This is a genomic window from Acidovorax sp. 107, from assembly GCF_003058055.1.
In the GTDB taxonomy this organism is placed as follows: Bacteria; Pseudomonadota; Gammaproteobacteria; order Burkholderiales; family Burkholderiaceae_C; genus Acidovorax.
Genome location: NZ_QBTZ01000001.1, coordinates 4,596,040 through 4,613,902 on the forward strand (window position 1 = coordinate 4,596,040; position 17,863 = coordinate 4,613,902).

The following is a 17,863-nucleotide window of genomic DNA, read 5'->3' on the forward strand; positions in this document are numbered from 1 at the left end:
CATGCCATGAGCCTCAGCGTCTTTCTGGAGCTGCGGTTCTGGCTGCTGGTGGGGTTCTCGCTGGTGCTGCCGGTGGGCATCTATGCGCTGCTGCTGGTCACCCGGTCGATCTCGCGCTGGGCGGTGCTGGGGTTTGGGGTGGCGCTGGTGCTCATTGCGGGTGTGGATGTGTACCTGCTGCAGTCGCTGGCCGCGCAGGCCAAGAGCACCCTGTCGCCGGCGGATGACGCGTGGTTCAGCTCCGAGCTGACGATTGCGCTGTACCTGCTGCCGGTGGTGTTCGGCGGTATTGGCGTCAATCTGATCTCGCACGTGCTGCTGCGCCACCTGACCGAGGCCGAGGGGCGGTTTGACCGTGAGCACTCCGATCGCTGAGTCGTGAGGGGCTTACGATGCTCCGATCCCTTCGTTTTCAGAAAGTCAAACCGCCATGATCCTGGGTCTCGCTGCCAACCGCCTGCACCACCACACCGAAGACGCGGCGCTCTTTTCCTGGTTGCGCGCCTGCGAGGCGGGCATCCGGGAACTGCAGCTGGGGCTGCACGCCGTGGGCCGCACGCACGATGCCATCGTCGCTGCGGGCATGCTGCAGGGGTACCGTCCGCTGGTGCGCTATCCGTACGGGCGCGAAGGTGGGCTGATGAAAGTGGTGGCAGAGGTGGTGGGCATGGGGGAAGGGCGCACGCTCGATGGTGCGATTTACCTCACCGACCCTGTGGACCCTTCTTCCATCTTTCCCGAGGCGCTGGCGCTCAAGCGGCAGTGTGTGATCCATGGCAAGCCGTTTCTCTCCACCGTGGCCAGTGCACGCGACTGGATCGAGATGGAGCGCATCCACGCCGGGCTGCCTCCCGACCCGCAGGCTGACCGGTTTCATGACCATGGCAACCAGACGCTGGCCCTGATTGCGCACGACGCGTGCAAGCAGGCCATGCTCGACTTCGCCGATCGCAACTTTGATGTGCTGTCGCAGTTTCGCCACCGGGTGGCCACCGGCACCACGGGCCAGCGACTGAACGCCCTGGCGTGGAGCAAGGGCTGGCCCGAGGGGCAGCCCTGGGTGCAGCGCTTCAACAGCGGGCCGCTGGGTGGCGATGCGCAGATTGCCGACCTGGTGCTGGAGCGCCGTTGCCACCGGGCTGTTTTCTTTGAGGACCCGCATGTGGCGCGCCAGCACGAGGCCGACATCCAGCTGCTGGAGCGCGCAGTGACCACCGCCACGCACGATGCGGTGTGTGTCACAGTGCCGGGCGTGGCGCAGCGCTGGTGCGACGCCGTGCGCCTGCGCGCAGCGCGCTGATGGCGCTTTCATTTCTGTGCGTTTGTGTTCCTTCCCTTCGATTTCTTCTTCACCTTGCGCCTGCGAACGCAGGCCGCCGCTCTGGTGCTGGCGGCCTGTGCCTCGGGCGCCTGGGCTATTCCCACGTTTGACGAGGTGCGCGCGGACTTCAAGCCCTCGGACACCCTGATCCTCTCGCGCGAAGGCGAGGTGCTGCAGCGCCTGCGCACCGATGCCACCGTGCGGCGCGGCCAGTGGGTGCCGCTGGCCGATGTGTCGCCCGCGCTGCGCCAGGCGCTGGTGCTGAGCGAGGACAAGCGCTTTTTTGAACACAGCGGCGTGGACTGGCGTGCTGCGTCGGCCGCCGCCTGGGGCAACCTGTGGAACCAGCGCACGCGCGGGGCCAGCACCATCACCATGCAACTGGCCGGCCTGCTGGACGGCGACTGGCGCCAGGGCCCGGGCGGGCGCACCGTGGCGCAAAAGCTGGGCCAGACCGTGGCCGCCCAGGTGCTGGACCGGCGCTGGCGCAAGGACCAGATCCTGGAGGCGTACCTCAACCTTGTGCCGTTTCGCAGCGAGCTGGTGGGCATCGACGCGCTGAGCCGTACCCTGTTTGACAAGGCAGCCCACGGCCTGGACGACCGCGAAGCTGCGGTGGCAGCGGCCCTGGTGCGCGCGCCCAACGCGCGGCCTGCGCTGGTGGCACAGCGTGCCTGCGGCGTGCTGCGCGACATGCAGCAACCCACCGGTGCCAAGGCGGCGCGTGTGGAATGCGATGCCCTGGACCTGTTCACCACGGCCGCTCTGCAGCGCCGCGCGTTTGACGCGAGCGAAGGCGTGGCGCCGCACTTTGCGCGCTACCTGCTGCGCCAGCGGGACAAGGACAGCGCCGTGCCCGAGCGGGTGACCAGCACCTTGCGCGCGCCGCTGCAACGCTTTGCGATGCAGATCCTGCAGCAGCACCTGCGCGAGCTGCGTGGGCGCCATGTGGAAGACGGCGCCGTGCTGGTGCTGGACAACGCCACGGGCGCCGTGCTGGCCTGGGTGGGATCGTCCGGCCAGCTCAGCCAGGCCAGCGAGGTCGACGGGGTGCTGGCGCTGCGCCAGCCGGGCTCCACGCTCAAGCCCTTTTTGTATGCCGAGGCGATTGCAGAGCGGCGGCTCACAGCGGCGTCGCTGGTCGAAGATTCGCCCGCGCAGATCACCACGGCGGGGGGGCTCTACATCCCGCAGAACTATGACCGCCAGTTCAAGGGCTGGGTGTCGGTGCGCACGGCGCTGGCGGCGTCGCTCAACGTGCCTGCGGTGCGGACGCTGGTCATGGTTACGCCCGATGCGTTTCACCGCCAGCTCGGTGCTGTCGGAATGCCGCTGCGCGAAAGTGGCGACTACTTTGGCTACAGCCTGGCATTGGGCAGCCCCGAGGTGCCGTTGCTGCACCTGACCAATGCCTTCCGCACGCTCGCCAACGGCGGGCGGGCGAGTCCTGTTGCAAGCACGCTCGCCAACGGCGGGCGACAGGGCCCCGTAGCCTCGGCCGATGCCAAGCCCCGCTTCACGCCCGCCATCGATCCACGCGCCGCGTTCATCGTGGGTGACATCCTGTCCGACGGCAATGCACGCGCACGCACCTTCGGCACCGACAGCGTGCTGGCCACCCGCTTCTGGACGGCGGTGAAAACCGGGACCAGCAAGGACATGCGCGACAACTGGGCAGTGGGTTGGTCGGAGCGCTATACCGTGGGCGTGTGGGTGGGCAACGCCAGCGGTGCAGCCATGCACGAGGTCAGCGGCACCAGCGGCGCAGCACCCATCTGGGCGGCGGTGATGGGCTTTCTGCACGCCCGCGAGCCCAGCCGGGCGCCCAAGACCCCTCCGGGCCTGGTGCGGGCGGCCGTGCGGTTTGGCCCGGGGCCGTCGTCTGGCGCAGGCGGCCCCCAGCCGCTGGAGGCTGCACGCGACGAGTGGTTTGTGCCTGGCACGCAGCAGCCGTTGTTTGCTATGGATTCAATAGCTGGTGAGGTATATGACACTAGCGCATCAAGCCAAAAAACCTCAAAAAGTGCCGCCCGTGCCCCAGCAGCGCCTGCGGCCGCTGTCCCGGCGCGCATCACCGCTCCAGCATCCGGCACGGTGATTGCGCTGGACCCGGACATTCCACCCGCGCGCCAGCGCCTGCAGTTCACGGCCACCGGCGATGCGGTGCAGTGGCGGCTGGACGGCAAACCCCTGGGTCGGGGCTCCCGGGTAGCCTGGCTGCCTTGGCCCGGGCGGCATCTGGTGCAGATCACCGACGCGCAGGGCCAGGTGCTTGACGAGGTCCGGCTGGAGGTACGTGGCGCGGGTGTGGTGGCCGTGCCTCCCCGGGCAGGTGCGCATTGACTCGGACAAATCCGAGGAATAGGGTGTGACTTGGGGCTGAGTCCCGGTTAAGGCGACTGTTTAAAATAGTTACAAACTATCCATATGCCCTCGTTTCGCCAGTTCTTCTCTCACCGCCTGATCTGGCTGGCTTTGCTGGTGGCTTTGGGCATCGGTGCATTGTTTGCCCGCACCATCTGGACCATTCGCAACGACGAGTGGAGCTACGCGGTGCAGACCAACACCAACCTGGCACGCACCCTGGAGCAGGGCCTGGCCTGGTCGCTGGACTCGTTCGACAAATCCCTGGAGGGCGTGGCCCGCGAGGTGGCACGGCCCGAGGTGTGGGCGTTGCCCCCCGACCTGCGCTCGCGCGTGGTGTTTGACAACTCGCTGCGCGCACGCGGCGCGGGGGATGTGCTGGTGCTGGATGCGCAGGGCAACGTGGTGCTGGACTCGGGCTCCCTTGAGCCCCGCCGGGCCAACTTTGCCGACCGCGACTACTTTCTGGCAGGGCGTGACCATGGCGAGCGCGGGCTGTTCTTTGGCAAGCCCGTGCCTTCGCGGGTCACGGGACTGAACATCCTGCCCATATCCCGCGCGTATTACCATCCGGACGGCAGCTTTGCCGGTTCGGTGGTGGGCGCCATCCGCCTGAGCTACTTCAACGAGCTGTTTGGCTCGCTGGACCTGGGTCCCAACAGCGGTATCAACCTGTTTCGGCAGGACGGGGTGGTGATCTCCCGCTTCCCGTATGGCGATTCGGATGTGGGCAAAACGATTGCGGGCTCTCCTAACCTGCTGCGCTTTCAGACGGAGGGCACGGGTTCTTTTGTGGGCAAGGCGGCGCTCGACGGCGTGGAGCGTCTCTACTCCTTCCGGCCTGTGGGCAACTACCCGCTGATCCTGAATGTGGCCCAGTCCACCGACACCATCCTGGCCAAGTGGACGAACAGTGCCTGGGTGCTGGGCGGCTTTGCCGTGCTGCTGATGCTGGGTTGCCTGGGCCTGGCCCTGCTGTTTGTCCGCGAGCTTCTGCTGCGCCAGCAGGTTTCCGCGCGCCTGGCGGAGGCAGAGCACGACCTGCGGACCATCCTGGACAACGTGCCCTCGATGATTGCCTATTGGGATGCCAATATGCGCAACCGCTTTGCCAACCGTGCGGCGCTGGAGGAGTTCGGCACCTACCCGGCGCCCGTGCAGGGCCGGCACATCAGCGAGCTGCTGAGTGACTCCCGCTACGCGGCCAGCAAGCCGTATTACGACCAGGCTCTGGCCGGCGCGCTGCAGCGCTTTGAGCGCACGGACGAGGACTCGCAGGGCCGGCGGCGGCACTGCATCGTTTCCTACCAGCCCGACGCCGACGAGCGGGGCGTGGTGACCGGCCTCTTTGTGCAAGTGACTGACATTACCGAGCGCAAGCGCATGGAGGACGAGCTGTTTGACGAGAAAGAGCGCGTGCGCCTGACGCTGCAGGCCATTGGCGACGCCGTGGTCTGCTCGGACGCCCAGGGCATGGTGACTTACCTCAACCCGGTGGCTGAGCGCCTGACGGGCTGGCAGGCGTTTGATGCCGCGGGCCACACGGTGAATGAAGTGGTCTGCCTGCGCAGCCCCGACAACGACATACTCCTGTCCAACACGCTGCGCACCGCCATTCAGCTGGGTGCAGCCTCAGACCCCGTGCGCGGCGTACTGGTACACCGCACCAGCGGCCAGCGCTTCCAGGTGGAGGAGACTGCCAGCCCCGTCACCGACCGCCATGGCGTCGTGACCGGTGCCGTGGCCGTGCTGCGCGACGTGACCGAGGCGGTCGCCATGGCCGAACGCATGGCCCACCTGGCGCAGTACGATGCACTCACCGATCTGCCCAACCGCGTGCTGCTGCAGGACCGCGCCCAGCTGGCCATGGCCCAGGCGCAGCGCGACGGCAGGTCGCTGGCGGTGATGTACCTGGACCTGGATGGCTTCAAGGGGGTCAATGACCGCCTGGGCCACGATGTGGGCGACGTCCTGCTGGTGCAGTTTGCCCAGCGGTTGCAGGCGGCGGTGCGCGCATCCGACACCGTGTGTCGCCAGGGAGGCGACGAGTTTGTGGTGCTGCTGCCCGGCCTGGACGGGGTGGAGCCCGCCTGCCTCGTGGCGCGCAAGATCCTGGCATCCTGCAATCCTGCGTTCGATCTCGCCGGTCAGCGGGTGCAGGTGGGCGTGAGCGGCGGCATTGCGCTGTTTCCGCAGCATGGCAGCACCTTCGATGAGCTCTCGCGCCATGCGGACGGTGCCATGTACGCGGCCAAGCGTGGCGGGCGCATGCGCTTCATGCTCTACCGGGGGCCTGACGCCGAGCCCGAGGTGGTGCTGCCCGAGCCCGCCCTGGTGACCACGGCCAAGTAACGCAACTGCGAGGTTGTGGATGGGCGCCGTATGTCAGGGCTTTGGGCTGGCTGGCAGGCCCAGATACCCGTTCGCTGGAAATTTGTTGTAGGCCGCCAAAAAAATTTTGATGGCTGGCCCGCGTGCCACCGCCTACCATTTGGCGCATTTCCCATACCGGAGAGCCTGCGTGCCCAATCTGTCCAAAATCACCTGCATCGAAGACCTGCGTGTCATTGCCCAGCGCCGCGTGCCGCGCATGTTTTATGACTACGCCGATTCGGGCTCGTACACCGAGGGCACCTACCGCGCCAACGAAAGCGACTTCCAGCGCATCAAGCTGCGCCAGCGCGTGGCCGTGAACATGGAAGGCCGCACCACCCGCACCACCATGGTGGGCCAGGACGTGGCCATGCCCGTGGCCATTGCGCCCACGGGCCTTACCGGCATGCAGCATGCCGACGGCGAGATCCTGGGCGCCAAGGCGGCCAAGGCGTTTGGCATCCCGTTCACGCTGTCGACCATGAGCATCTGCTCCATCGAGGACATTGCCGAACACACGGGCCGCCACCCCTTCTGGTTCCAGGTGTATGTGATGCGCGACCGCGACTTCATCAACCGCCTGATCGACCGCGCCAAGGCCGCCAACTGCTCTGCGCTGCAGCTCACGCTGGACCTGCAGATCCTGGGCCAGCGCCACAAGGACATCAAGAACGGCCTGTCGGCCCCGCCCAAGCCCACCCTTGCCAACCTGATCAACCTGGCCACCAAGCCGCACTGGTGCCTGGGCATGCTGGGCACCAAACGCCGCAGCTTCGGCAACATCGTGGGCCATGCCAAGGGCGTGGGCGATTTGTCGTCGCTGTCGTCATGGACGGCCGAGCAGTTCGACCCCCAGCTCAACTGGGGCGACGTGGAGTGGATCAAGAAGCGCTGGGGCGGCAAGCTGATTCTCAAAGGCATCATGGACGCCGAAGACGCGCGCCTGGCGGTCAACAGCGGTGCCGATGCGCTCATCGTCAGCAACCATGGTGGCCGCCAGCTCGATGGCGCGCCGTCGTCCATCGCTGCGCTACCCAGCATTGCAGCAGCGGCAGGCAAGGACATCGAGGTGTGGATGGACGGCGGCATTCGCAGCGGGCAGGACGTGCTCAAGGCCCGCGCGCTGGGCGCGCAGGGCACGCTGATCGGCCGCAGCTTTCTGTACGGACTGGGAGCCTATGGCGAGGCCGGGGTGACGCGCGCGTTGCAGATCATCCAGAAAGAGCTGGACATCACCATGGCGTTCTGTGGCCACACCAACATCAACAACGTGGATTCGTCGATCCTGCTGCCCGGCACCTTTCCCACTGCCTGAGTCGAGGCAGTCTGTTCAGCGGGTGGCCGCCTCTGGCACCGGCAGGCGTTTGAGCGTGGCCAGATAGGCCACCACGTCTTCGCGGTCGCGCGCATCTTCGAGCCGGTAGTCCATGCCCTGGCCGGGGATGAGCGCCTCGGGGTCGCTCAGCCATGCCTTGAGCGTGGCGCGCGTCCACAAGATCTTGCTCGCGCGCAGCGCAGGCGAATAGTCAAAGTCCTTCAGCGCTCCCGCGCGGCGCCCCACCACCCCCCGGTGGGCGGGGCCGTCTCCATGCTGGTCGATGCTGTGGCAACCGCTGCAATGCGCAGCGTACAGCGCGGCACCACGCTCCACCGACTGGGCGGTGGCAGCGCCGTGGGCCGCCCAGACCAGGGCGGCTGCCACGGCAACACGACAAACAGGGGACAGCGGGCGGGGCAGGGGCATGGTGGTGGCGAGGGGTAGAAAGCGCAGGGGTGTGAGCGGTACGGTCTCTTGCAGTACGGGCGATCACGCCGCCTGGATTCAGCCGCCCGGCGTTTTGTGTCATCGGGGGCTGTGCCCGCTCCCATTGCCGGCGCCAATTGCTGCGTGTGCCCCGGCCACATCCAAAACGCCCGCTGTGGCGTATTCACCTACAGCAATGCCCCGAAGGCACTGCCAACCCCACCAATCTCAGAGAATGGGCGCATGAGCACCCTCCACCCAGACAGTGAACTGATGGACCTCCTAGACCGCATCGCCGCGCAGGACGACTCCGCGCTGAAAAGGCTGTACGAGCGCACCTCGTCGCAGCTTTTTGGCCTGGCCCTGCGCATCGTCCGCAACCGCGACGCGGCGGAGGACGTGCTGCAGGAGGCGTTCTTGACCATTTGGCGCGGCGCGGGCAGCTACCGGGCATCGCTGAGCCCGCCCATGGCCTGGATGGGGCTGATCGTGCGCAGCCGGGCCCTGGACGCCCTGCGCAAGCGCACCACCGACCGGGCCGACCTCATGAACGAGCTGGATGACGCAATGGTGCAGACGCTGGAGGGAGATTCGCCCAACCCCATGGACACCGCCGATGCCAGCGAGCAGGCGTTTGCACTGCACCAGTGCCTGGGCAAGCTCGATCACAAGCAGCGCGAGGTGGTGAGCCTGGCTTACCTGCGCGACCAGAGCCATGGTGAGCTGGCCGAGCAGCTCAAGCTGCCGCTGGGCACCGTCAAGACCTGGATTCGCCGGGGGCTGGAGCAACTGCGTGCCTGCATGGCGCGCTACGCCTGAGGTCGTCGCCATGAACATCACCCAACACCCCGATCTGCTGGACCGCCTGGCCGCCAGTTATGCCCTGGGCACGCTGCGCGGCGGCGCCCGCCGCCGTTTTGAGGCCCTGGCCCGCGAACACGCCACTGTGCGCGCCGCTGCCCTGGTGTGGCAGACCCGCTGGTCGGGCCTGACCGAGTTGCAGTCCTCCATCGACCCCGCACCGGCCGTGTGGACCCGCATCGACAACCTGGTGCAGGCCGACCGGGCCGCCACCGCCATGCAGGCCGCGCGCGTGCCCCCGGCTGCTACAGCCCCCGGTGGCTGGTGGCGCAACCTGCTGGTGTGGCGCGGCGCCGCAGCGGCAGGCGCCATGGCCACGCTGGCGGCCGTGGTGGTGGGCATGCAGGTCAACGGCGGTCTGCGTGCCAACACCGGGGCGCAGATTGCCGCACTGCAGCAGCAATTGCAGGCCACCCCGCAGATCCAGTACGTGGCCGTGCTGGCGGACGACAAGGCCGATGCGTCGATGCTGGTGACATTCGACCCCAAGAACAACCAGCTCGTGCTGCAGCGCGTGGGCGGCTTTCAGGAGGGGACGGACAAGTCCTTGCAGCTGTGGGCACTGCCTCCGGGCCAGGGGCCCCGCTCGCTCGGTGTGCTGGGCCAGGACAAGCTGCTCAAGCTGGTGGCACAGGAGGGCGATGTGAAAGAAGTGCCCACGCTTGCCATCAGCCTGGAGCCCAAGGGGGGGGTGCCCAGCGCCACGGGGCCCACGGGGCCGGTGCTGTTCAAGGGTGAGCTGATCCAGCGGATGCTGTAGCCCCGCCGGAGCACGGGTGGCGAGTGGCGGGGCGGCGGCGCGGATCACCCCTGAAAAAAATTTCTGTCGTTTTTGAATCCACCGACTGCCGGCGCTCGTAAGTTGAGAGCAACATCCACTTACAACCCTCACGCTTCGGAGATGACGATGACACACAGGCTGAAACATGGGCTGCGCCCCTTGGTGGGCGGCACGCTGCTGGCCGCTCTGGCAACCACCGCTGGGCTGGCCCACGCCGATACCGGCAAGCTGTTGCTCACAAGCGGTGTCAGCACCATCGCCGGGTCGGCCGGTGGGGGGCTGACCCCTTGGGCAGTGATTGGCAGCAACGCCACTGAGGGCGAGGTGGGTGTCAGCGCCTATGCCACCCGTGCGGCCACGCAGGACTACAGCCTGAACGGCTATGGCGTGGCACTGGGCCTGCACGACCGCGTGGAGCTGTCGCTGGCGCGGCAGGACTTTGATGCGTCGCCTGCCGTTGCGCTCAACGGCATTGCGCCGTTTGGTGTCACGCCCGGCCAGCACATCAAGATGGACGTGCTGGGCATCAAGCTCAAGGTGGCGGGAGATGCTGTGCTCGACAGCGACAGCTGGATGCCCCAGATTGCGGTGGGGCTGGAGCACAAGCAGGTGCACCCGGGCTCCATCGGCTCGGTGCTGGACTTTCTGGGCACCAAAACCAGCGGCACCGACGTGTATGTGAGTGCCACCAAGCTGCTGCTGGCGCAAAGCGTGCTGGTCAACGGCACGCTGCGCTACACCAACGCCAACCAGAACGGTCTGCTGGGCTTCGGCTCGGCCGCACCCGGCAAGAACAGCCGCAGCCTGCAGCCCGAGTTCTCGGTGGCGTACCTGATCAACAAGAACCTGGCGGTGGGTGCCGAATACCGCTTCAAGCCCAATAACCTGCAAGCGCTGGGTGCCGCGGCGGGCTTGGGCGCTGCGCTGCGCGAAGACGACTGGAAGGACATTTTTGTGGCCTGGGCGCCCAGCAAGAACGTGTCGCTCACGCTCGCCTATGTGGACCTGGGCCGCATCGTCCCTGGCATCACCAACAACCGCCGCCAGACGGGCTACTACCTGTCGGCCCAAGTCGCCTTCTGAGGAAATTGTCATGACGCACTCCAAAACCTTCATCGCCCTGGCCATCTCCCTCGGAGGCTGGCTTGCTGCCCCGGCCTTTGCGCAGACCGCTGCGGCTCCGGTAGCGACTACTGCCGCTCCTGTAGCTCCTGCAGGCCTGTACCAGGCGCTCGGCGAAAAGCCCGGCATCACCCGCCTGGTGGACGATTTTGTGAACCGCGTGGTCAAAGACCCGCGCATCGGCGGCCACTTCAAGGACACCAAACCGGCCGCGCTCAAAGAGAGCCTGACCGACCAGTTCTGCCAGCTGAGCGGTGGCCCTTGCAAATATGAAGGCGCTGACATGAAATCGGCCCATGCCGACATGGACATCAACAAGGGCCATTTCAACGCCCTGGTGGAGGTGCTGCAAAGCGCCATGGATGCCCAGGGCATACCGTTCGCTCAACAAAACCGCCTGCTGGCCTTGTTGGCGCCCATGCACCGTGATGTGATCACCCAACGGTAAGACGATGAAAAATGCTATTTTTTTCATAGCGGTTAGCGCAATATTCACTAGCGCTTGCGCCGGAAATGTCCAAATACAGGTGCTGGACCGCGAGGGCAAGCCCGTGCCCGACGCCGTGGTGGTGATGTACCCCGGTGCCACGGCTGGTGCTGCGCCCAGCTTGCTGCAGGCCAGCCCCACCATCGAACAGGAGCGCATGCGCTTTGTGCCCGCCGTCACCGTGGTGATGCCCGGCACCACCGTGCGTTTTACCAACCAGGACCGGTGGGACCACCATGTGCGCGGCAACCCCACCGGGGCGTCCACCGCGGCGGCACCGGCTGCGGCGGGTTCCAACTTTGAGCTGCGCCTGGCGGGCAAGGCCGATGGCAAGCCCGCCAACTTTGCCGACGTGAAGCTGGACACGCCCGGCGTGGTGCTGCTGGGCTGCCACTTGCACGGCTCCATGCGTGGCCATGTGTTTGTGACCGATTCGGCCTGGACACTCAAGACCGACAGCGACGGCATTGCCCGTTTTGCCAACGTGCCCGATGGCGCCGCGCAGGTGCGCGTGTGGCACGCCGAGCAACTGGTGGACCTGCCGCGCAAGGCGCTGAATGTAGTGCCCGGCCCGGTGCTGGATACCGTGCAGCTCAGCGTGGTGCCCCGGGTGCGGCGTGCGCCCCCGGCCGCGCCCGCAGGCCCCAACAACAGCCCTGGCGGGCCCATGGGGTCGTACAGCCTGGCGCCAGTGCCGTCCCAGGGGGGCATCAGCACCCTGGCAGCTGACCCGCCACCACAGCGGGTGGTCCACCGGGGGCGGGTCAGCAGGGCAGCCATTTTTGGGGACGGAGTTACTCGCCCTTTCTTTGCCTGAGTGTCTGTGGATGCCCACTGAGGGGCCGCCCGCAGGTTGCGAGGTCAGCCGGGCAGCTTGAGCCCGCTTGGCCCCGAGGGCACGGTGTTGGCGCTGCTCTTCTGGCCGCCGGCCGCTGCGCTGCCGACTTCTTGCTTCACGCTGCCGGGGGGCGCGTTCAGATACAGGTACAGCGCCTGCGCATCCACATCGCTGAGCTGGCCGAGCGACTCGAAGGGCATGACCTGGATGGGCGTGCCGTCCGGCCGCTTGCCGGTGCGCAGCATGGCCACAAAACTGGCGGCATTGGGGTAGCGTGCCAGGGCGCTGTCGGTACTGTGTGTGCCGGGACGGATGTCTGCTGCCGCAGGCCAGTCGGGCGGGCCGCCGGGGATCTTGCCGCCCGACAGGTCGGCGCCGTGGCAGCCGATGCACATGTTGGCCACGTACTGGCCGTTGGCCAGCGTCACGCCGGCAGCGGTAGGGCGCGAGGGGGCCAGCTGGTGGTCGATGCGCGAGGCCGCATCGGGGATCGCGCCCAGCCCATACAGCACCCAGGCGGGGTGGGGCAGTTCGATGACGGCGGGCGTGCCTTCCTTGGGCGGGAACTGGCGCACGTACGACACCAGAGCGTTCAGGTCTTCATTGGTAAAGCGGTTGTAGTCTTCGCTGGGCATCACCAGCACCGGGCGGCCGTTGGGCTTGACGCCATGGCGGATCACGCTGTTCCAGTCTTCAGGCTGGTAGCGCGCCACTACACCGGCAGACGTGATGTTGGGGCCTGCCAGGCGCGTGCCCTTGCCATCGTTGACGAACTCGCGGCCCGTGCCCTGCGCGCCATGGCAGTCGGTGCAGCCGCGCGATGCATACAGGTAGCGCCCGCGCTCGATGGTCTGCGCGTCGGTGGTGTAGGCCACGGGGCGGGGCTTGATGTCGATGTAGCGGTTGCGCTTTTGCTCGGCCAGGTACAGGCCGCTGGCGGCGGTGGCGACAACGATCACGCCCAGCAGCAGCGCGCTGCCTGCGGTCCATTTGATCCAGCGTTTCATGGTGGTATCCGTCTTCTTCGAATGTGGGCGGACTGGCTGAAAGGATCAGCGTGTCCTGGCGCCGGATTCTGAAGTCGAAGAAGGGGTTTGTGACACCCCACCACCGCAGGGGACAGCGGAGCCGGTGACATTTGTCACAAACGGCCCGCCGGTGTGAGCAGGTGTAGCCCGCTCACACGCTCTCCATATCCTGTCAGCGCTCGATGGTTTTGTTCCAGCGTGCATTCCAGGCAGGGCGGTTCGCGTTCACGCTGTCCCAGTCCAGCGTCACGGCGTTTTTCATCCACTGGCTGATTTGCGCCACTTGCGCCGCGCCTTCACCCACTGCGGGTGCCTTGGGGTTGGTAGGGATCTGCGCGCCAAACTGCAGCACGTTGGCCTGGGCCAGGGGGCTCAGAAGAAACTCGGCCAGCTTTTGGGCCAGCTCGGGCTCGCTGTTCTTGGCGATCACGCACTGGCCGGTCATCAGCACCACCGAACCTTCCTTGGGCTGTGCGTATTCCACCGGAATGCCCTTGGCCTTGAGGGCCGCCACGCTGGTCGGGGTGAGCGGGAAGATCGCGGCTTCACCCGTCTGCACCATCTCCGAAATCTTGGCCGAGCTGGGGATGTACTCCAGCACGTTCGGCCCGATGGTCTTGGCCCAGTTGTTGAAGCCTGGCTCCACGTTCTTGTCGTTGCCGCCTTGAATGCGGTTGAACATCAAGAAACCGTGCAGCCCGAATGACGACGAAGGCATGGACTGGAACACCACCTTGCCCTTGTACTTGGGGTCGGCAAAGTCCATCCACGAGGTGGGCGCAGCCCAGCCCTTTTCGGCAAACATCTTGGTGTTGTAAGCAATGCCCGTCATGCCCAGGCTCACGCCGCTGGCCAGGTCGTCCTTGAAGCGGGCGGCGGGGTAGATCTCGTTGAGGTGCTGGTTGGGTTTTTGCTTCTCGCACAGGCCCATTCCCATGGCGCGCACCATGATGCCGTCGTCCAGAAACATCACATGCATCTGCGGCTTGTCCTTGTTGGCCTGCGCCTTGGCCAGGATGTCCGAGGACGTGCCGGGCACCACCACCACCTTCACGCCGTGCAGCTTTTCAAACGCCGGGAACACGTACTGCGTGTACGCCTTCTCCATGGTGCCGCCGTTCATGCCGATGTACAGCGTCTTGGTCTGCGCGGTGGCGGTGCCTGCGGCGGCCACGGTGGCCAGTGCGGCGGCCGCCACAAGGGCGCGGCGGGTGCGGCTGGCAAAGCGGGGGGTGAAGGTCATGGTGGTTTCCTTTCTGGTGGGAGAGTGGGGACGGGTCGGTGGCAAATGGGTCACTGGACAGCCGCAGTGCTGGCCACTTCAGCCACTGCTTTGGGAACAAATCGCTCAATCGCGAAGGCATCAATCGGCGTGGTGCTGCGGCCATCGCGGGCCAGCTCGGCCAGCACCTCGCCCACGCCGGGACCAATCTGAAAGCCTGCGCCGGCAAAGCCAAAGCCGTGGATCAGGCCGGGCGTGGTACTGCTTTGGCCCAGCACGGGCTGGCGGTCAGGCAGGTAGCCCTCGGTGCCGCTCCAGGTGCGGATGAAGTGCGCGTTCTTCAGCGCGGGCAGCAGCTCTACCGCCTGCACGGCCAGGGTGGCGATGGCGCTGCGCTCGGAGCGGGCGCGGTCGGCATCCAGTGCCACGCCCGATCCGCCGCCCAGCACCAGGTTGCCGCGGGCCACCTGGCGGCAGTAAATGCCGCCGCCTTCCACGCCCAGGCTCCAGTGCATGAAAAAGGGCAGGGGCTCGGTCACGGCCATGGCCGGGTGGCCGGAGTGGATGGGCACGGCCTCGTCAAATTGCGCTGTCAGCGCACCGGCCCAGGCGCCTGCGCAGTTGATGAGCACGGGCGCACGCACGGCCACGGTAGTGCCCGAGCGCACGGTGAAGATCTTGCCGTCGTGCTCCACCGAGGTCATCGGTGTGCGTTCCAAAATCTGCGCCCCCGCACGCCGCGCAGCCAGCGCAAAGGCGGGCGACACCAAGCGCGGGTTGGCTTGCCCGTCATCGGGGCACAGCGATCCGCCCACAGCGCGCCCGCCCAGCCAGGGGCAGCGCTCGCGCAGCGCGGTACCGGAGATGAGCTGTATGCCCAGATCAAAGTCGCGGCTCAGGTTGGCATAGGCTTCCAGCGCAGCCATGTCCGCCTCGCTGCGGCCGATCTTGAAATGCCCGCTGCGCTGGTATTCGCCATCCGTGCCAATCAGCGCAGGCAGGTCGGCCCACACCTGGTGGGCGCGCTGCGCCAGCGGCAGCTGGCTCACAGGGCGGCCTTGGCGGCGCACGCCGCCGTAGTTCACACCGCTGGATCGGGAGCCGCACAGGTCGCGCTCCAGCAGCACCACGCTCACGCCCTTGCGGCGCAGCGCCAGTGCGGCGGATGCACCCATGATGCCGCCGCCCACGATGGCGACGTCGGTGTCGATGGTTCGGGTGGCGGTCATGTGCGGGCCTCCGCCTGGGCTTGCAGGTGGATGGGGATGGGCTTGATCGGCGCTTGTCCGCGCAGCCGTCCCACCCGATCAATGGGCTTGCCCGTGGCCTGGGCCAGGATTTCTGCCGCCGCCACGCCGCACATGCGGCCCTGGCAACGGCCCATGCCCACGCGGGTCAGAGCCTTCAGTCGGTTCATCTCGTCAGCACCCGCATCGCGCGCACAGGCGCGCAGCTCACCCGCCGTGATGTTCTCGCAGCGGCACACCACCAGCGCATCGGGTGCGTGCGCAGCCCAGTCGGTGGGGAAGGGGAAAGCGCGCTCCAGCCCTTGGCGGAACGGCATCAGATCCGTGAGCTTGCGTTCCAGCTCTGCAGCACGTGCTGTGTCTACCTTCACGCCATGGTCGGCCAGCAGCGCCAGTGCGGTGCGCTCGCCCGCCCACTCGGCCGCATCGGCACCCATGATGCCCGCGCCATCGCCCGCTAGGTACACGCCTGCCACGCTGGTGCGGCCTGAGCTGTCGCGCTCGGGCAGGTGGGCGCGGTGCATGGGCGCCCAGGCAAAGCGGCAGCCCAGCAGGTCTGCCAGTTGGGTCTCGGACCGCAGGGCGTAGCCAAAGCCCACGGCATCGCAGGGCACGGTGTTTTCGGCTTGGCCGTCGCTCCACACCACGGCATTCACCCGCGTGTCGCCTTCCACGCGCACCGGCCGCACGCCGGTGTGCACGGCCACACCCTGCGCGCGGAGCCAAGCTACGTAGTACAAGCCCTTGGCGAGCACGGTGGGCTGGGTGAGCATGCCGGGCAGGGCGGCCAGTTGGTCGGCAAACCGCGCGGTGTCCAGCACTGCGGCTACCTTGGTGCCCGCTTTGGCATATTGGTATGCCACCAGGTACAGCAGTGGCCCGGTGCCCATCAGCACCACGTTGCGGCCAATGGTGCAGCCCTGAAACTTGAGCGCCACCTGTGCGCCACCCAGCGTGTACACACCGGGCAGCGTCCAGCCGGGCACGGGCAGCACACGGTCGGTAGCACCGCTGGCCACAATGAGCTGGCCGTAGGGCACCGTGCGCGTGGTTTGCGTGGGGCCGTGCAGCACGTCGAGCAGGCCGCCTTGGGCGTTCCACACCAGGCTGTCGGGTTGGTAGTTGATGTGGGTTTGTAGGCCGTCGAACGTGCTGTGTAAAGCTGTGGCGCGTGAGGCCTCGGTGCCGTACAGCGTTTGTGCGCTGCGGGCAAAGTGGGCGGGCGGGCGGCGGTAGATCTGGCCGCCGCTGCGCGCGGCCTCGTCAATCACTACGGGCCGCACGCCATGCGCCACCAGGGTTTGCGCGGCGCGAATGCCCGCAGGGCCTGCGCCCACGATCACGGGTTGCAATGCGGGGGCGGTCATGCGGGCGCTCCGGTGGTCAGCTGCATGCCCGCCTGGATGAAGGTGGCGCAAGACCGCAGCCGTTCGCCGGTGGCGGTTTGCACCCAGCAGTCCTGGCACGCACCCATCAGGCAAAAGCCAGCGCGCGGCTCGTGGCTGAATTCGTTGCGGCGCAGCTGGGCGCGGTGCGTGAGGATGGCCGTGAGCACCGTGTCGCCTTCGAGCGCAGTGGCGGGTTCGCCATCGAGCGTGAAGGGCACGGGGGCGCGGTCTTTTTCGGCCACGCGGTGGAGCAGGGCTGTGTTCACAGTCATGGAATTCGTGCCCATTTATTTCTTGCCTACGAGCACACGGTCCAGGCCGTACACGCGGTCAAGAATCACCATCGCGCAGGCTGTCAGGCCCACCATCAGCGCAGACACCGCCGCCATCAGCGGGTCAATGGATTCAGTGGCGTACATGTACATGCGCACCGGCAGCGTCACCGTGCTGGGCGAGGTGACAAAGATCGACATGGTCACTTCGTCAAAGCTGTTGATGAAGGCCAGCATCCAGCCACCCGTCACGCCGGGCAGGATCATTGGCAGCGTGATGCGCGTGAACACCGTGGCCTGGCTGGCACCCAGCGACAGGGCGGCATGCTCGGCACTGCGGTCAAAGCCCACGAGGGCAGCCACCACCAGCCGCAGCGTGTAGGGCGTGACGATGAGCGCATGCGCAAACACCAGCCAGCCAAAGCTGCCCGTGCCGCCGATCAGCGCAAACAGTCGCAGCAGAGCCACGCCCAGCACCAAGTGCGGAATGATCAGCGGCGACAGGAACAAACCATTGAGAAAGCCGCGCCCGGGGAAGTCGTAGCGTGTGATGGCAATGCCCGCAGGCACCGCCAGCACCGTGGCCAGCGTGGCCGATGCAAGGGCTAGCCACAGGCTGTTCCAGAACGACTGCATAAAGTCTGGGTGCTCGAACACCGCCTTGAACCAGCGCAGCGAGAGCTCGGTGGTGGGCAGCGTCAGCGTGTTGTGCGGCGTGAAAGCCACGATGCACACCACCAGCAAGGGGGCGAGCATGAAGGTGATGACCAGCGCGTTGAACGCGAGGGCGAGAGGGCCGTTCTTTTGCATCGTGC

17 protein-coding genes are annotated in these 17,863 nt (G+C 66.8%); 10 read left to right on the forward strand and 7 right to left on the reverse strand.

The window, feature by feature from the left end:
* Positions 1-6 precede the first annotated feature (6 nt).
* From C8C99_RS21410 to C8C99_RS21430, 5 genes are all read left to right on the forward strand, one after another.
* Positions 7-375, forward strand: a complete 369-nt coding sequence (locus C8C99_RS21410; protein ID WP_056646370.1) for a hypothetical protein — start codon at positions 7-9, stop codon at positions 373-375.
* 55 nt (positions 376-430) lie between these two features.
* Entirely contained in the window at positions 431-1,300 is an 870-nt protein-coding gene (locus tag C8C99_RS21415; protein ID WP_108626835.1) for a methylglyoxal synthase, read from the forward strand.
* Between the two features lie 24 nt (positions 1,301-1,324).
* A complete protein-coding gene (gene pbpC / locus C8C99_RS21420; RefSeq protein WP_369867700.1) occupies positions 1,325-3,664 on the forward strand; it encodes a penicillin-binding protein 1C in 2,340 nt (779 codons plus the stop codon).
* Between the two features lie 84 nt (positions 3,665-3,748).
* A complete protein-coding gene (locus tag C8C99_RS21425) occupies positions 3,749-6,037 on the forward strand; it encodes a diguanylate cyclase domain-containing protein (RefSeq protein ID WP_108626836.1) in 2,289 nt (762 codons plus the stop codon).
* Between the two features lie 169 nt (positions 6,038-6,206).
* The gene (locus C8C99_RS21430) at positions 6,207-7,373 is read left to right on the forward strand and encodes an alpha-hydroxy acid oxidase (RefSeq protein ID WP_108627264.1); all 1,167 of its coding nucleotides are present in this window, start codon (positions 6,207-6,209) and stop codon (positions 7,371-7,373) included.
* A 15-nt stretch (positions 7,374-7,388) separates the two neighbouring features.
* Here the strand turns inward: C8C99_RS21430 and C8C99_RS21435 are convergent, their stop codons facing one another.
* Positions 7,389-7,802: a cytochrome c family protein gene (locus C8C99_RS21435; protein ID WP_056646617.1), complete on the reverse strand. Its 414-nt coding sequence runs from the start codon at positions 7,800-7,802 to the stop codon at positions 7,389-7,391.
* 243 nt (positions 7,803-8,045) lie between these two features.
* Between C8C99_RS21435 and C8C99_RS21440 the strand changes: the two genes are divergently transcribed.
* From C8C99_RS21440 to C8C99_RS21460, 5 genes are all read left to right on the forward strand, one after another.
* Positions 8,046-8,621 carry an RNA polymerase sigma factor gene (locus C8C99_RS21440; protein ID WP_108626837.1) on the forward strand — a complete coding sequence of 192 codons (576 nt, stop codon included), beginning with the start codon at positions 8,046-8,048 and terminating at the stop codon, positions 8,619-8,621.
* Between the two features lie 10 nt (positions 8,622-8,631).
* Positions 8,632-9,423: an anti-sigma factor domain-containing protein gene (locus C8C99_RS21445; RefSeq protein WP_108626838.1), complete on the forward strand. Its 792-nt coding sequence runs from the start codon at positions 8,632-8,634 to the stop codon at positions 9,421-9,423.
* A gap of 147 nt (positions 9,424-9,570) precedes the next feature.
* Entirely contained in the window at positions 9,571-10,527 is a 957-nt protein-coding gene (locus C8C99_RS21450) for a DUF3034 family protein (protein ID WP_108627266.1), read from the forward strand.
* 10 nt (positions 10,528-10,537) lie between these two features.
* Positions 10,538-11,014 (forward strand): group 1 truncated hemoglobin, encoded by a 477-nt coding sequence (locus C8C99_RS21455; protein ID WP_108626839.1) that lies wholly within the window; start codon positions 10,538-10,540, stop codon positions 11,012-11,014.
* A gap of 79 nt (positions 11,015-11,093) precedes the next feature.
* A complete protein-coding gene (locus C8C99_RS21460) occupies positions 11,094-11,870 on the forward strand; it encodes a plastocyanin (RefSeq protein WP_233247277.1) in 777 nt (258 codons plus the stop codon).
* A 44-nt stretch (positions 11,871-11,914) separates the two neighbouring features.
* Here C8C99_RS21460 and C8C99_RS21465 read toward each other — a convergent pair whose 3' ends face one another.
* The 6 genes from C8C99_RS21465 to C8C99_RS21490 all read right to left on the reverse strand — a co-directional run bounded on the left by C8C99_RS21465 (position 11,915) and on the right by C8C99_RS21490 (position 17,858).
* Positions 11,915-12,898, reverse strand: a complete 984-nt coding sequence (locus C8C99_RS21465) for a c-type cytochrome (RefSeq protein WP_056646347.1) — start codon at positions 12,896-12,898, stop codon at positions 11,915-11,917.
* A 193-nt stretch (positions 12,899-13,091) separates the two neighbouring features.
* Complete coding sequence (locus C8C99_RS21470) at positions 13,092-14,162, reverse strand: ABC transporter substrate-binding protein (protein ID WP_056646344.1); 1,071 nt, start codon at positions 14,160-14,162, stop codon at positions 13,092-13,094.
* Positions 14,163-14,212: 50 nt separating this feature from the next.
* A complete protein-coding gene (locus C8C99_RS21475) occupies positions 14,213-15,370 on the reverse strand; it encodes an FAD-binding oxidoreductase (RefSeq protein WP_056646340.1) in 1,158 nt (385 codons plus the stop codon).
* Entirely contained in the window at positions 15,367-16,755 is a 1,389-nt protein-coding gene (locus C8C99_RS21480; RefSeq protein ID WP_108626840.1) for an NAD(P)/FAD-dependent oxidoreductase, read from the reverse strand. Before C8C99_RS21480 ends, C8C99_RS21475 begins: the two co-directional genes overlap by 4 nt.
* The gene (locus C8C99_RS21485) at positions 16,752-17,048 is read right to left on the reverse strand and encodes a (2Fe-2S)-binding protein (RefSeq protein WP_233247278.1); all 297 of its coding nucleotides are present in this window, start codon (positions 17,046-17,048) and stop codon (positions 16,752-16,754) included. Before C8C99_RS21485 ends, C8C99_RS21480 begins: the two co-directional genes overlap by 4 nt.
* Positions 17,049-17,063: 15 nt before the next feature.
* Complete coding sequence (locus tag C8C99_RS21490; RefSeq protein WP_056646331.1) at positions 17,064-17,858, reverse strand: ABC transporter permease; 795 nt, start codon at positions 17,856-17,858, stop codon at positions 17,064-17,066.
* Between the last annotated feature and the right edge of the window lie 5 nt (positions 17,859-17,863).

Bases quoted from the DNA above. Each gene is read 5' to 3' on its own strand.
- C8C99_RS21410 (WP_056646370.1), top strand. From the start codon at position 7: ATGAGCCTCAGCGTCTTTCTGGAGCTGCGGTTCTGGCTGCTGGTGGGG.
- C8C99_RS21415 (WP_108626835.1), top strand. From the start codon at position 431: ATGATCCTGGGTCTCGCTGCCAACCGCCTGCACCACCACACCGAAGAC.
- C8C99_RS21425 (WP_108626836.1), top strand. From the start codon at position 3,749: ATGCCCTCGTTTCGCCAGTTCTTCTCTCACCGCCTGATCTGGCTGGCT.
- C8C99_RS21435 (WP_056646617.1), bottom strand. From the start codon at position 7,802: ATGCCCCTGCCCCGCCCGCTGTCCCCTGTTTGTCGTGTTGCCGTGGCA.
- C8C99_RS21440 (WP_108626837.1), top strand. From the start codon at position 8,046: ATGAGCACCCTCCACCCAGACAGTGAACTGATGGACCTCCTAGACCGC.
- C8C99_RS21445 (WP_108626838.1), top strand. From the start codon at position 8,632: ATGAACATCACCCAACACCCCGATCTGCTGGACCGCCTGGCCGCCAGT.
- C8C99_RS21450 (WP_108627266.1), top strand. From the start codon at position 9,571: ATGACACACAGGCTGAAACATGGGCTGCGCCCCTTGGTGGGCGGCACG.
- C8C99_RS21455 (WP_108626839.1), top strand. From the start codon at position 10,538: ATGACGCACTCCAAAACCTTCATCGCCCTGGCCATCTCCCTCGGAGGC.
- C8C99_RS21465 (WP_056646347.1), bottom strand. From the start codon at position 12,898: ATGAAACGCTGGATCAAATGGACCGCAGGCAGCGCGCTGCTGCTGGGC.
- C8C99_RS21470 (WP_056646344.1), bottom strand. From the start codon at position 14,162: ATGACCTTCACCCCCCGCTTTGCCAGCCGCACCCGCCGCGCCCTTGTG.
- C8C99_RS21475 (WP_056646340.1), bottom strand. From the start codon at position 15,370: ATGACCGCCACCCGAACCATCGACACCGACGTCGCCATCGTGGGCGGC.
- C8C99_RS21480 (WP_108626840.1), bottom strand. From the start codon at position 16,755: ATGACCGCCCCCGCATTGCAACCCGTGATCGTGGGCGCAGGCCCTGCG.
- C8C99_RS21485 (WP_233247278.1), bottom strand. From the start codon at position 17,048: ATGACTGTGAACACAGCCCTGCTCCACCGCGTGGCCGAAAAAGACCGC.
- C8C99_RS21490 (WP_056646331.1), bottom strand. From the start codon at position 17,858: ATGCAAAAGAACGGCCCTCTCGCCCTCGCGTTCAACGCGCTGGTCATC.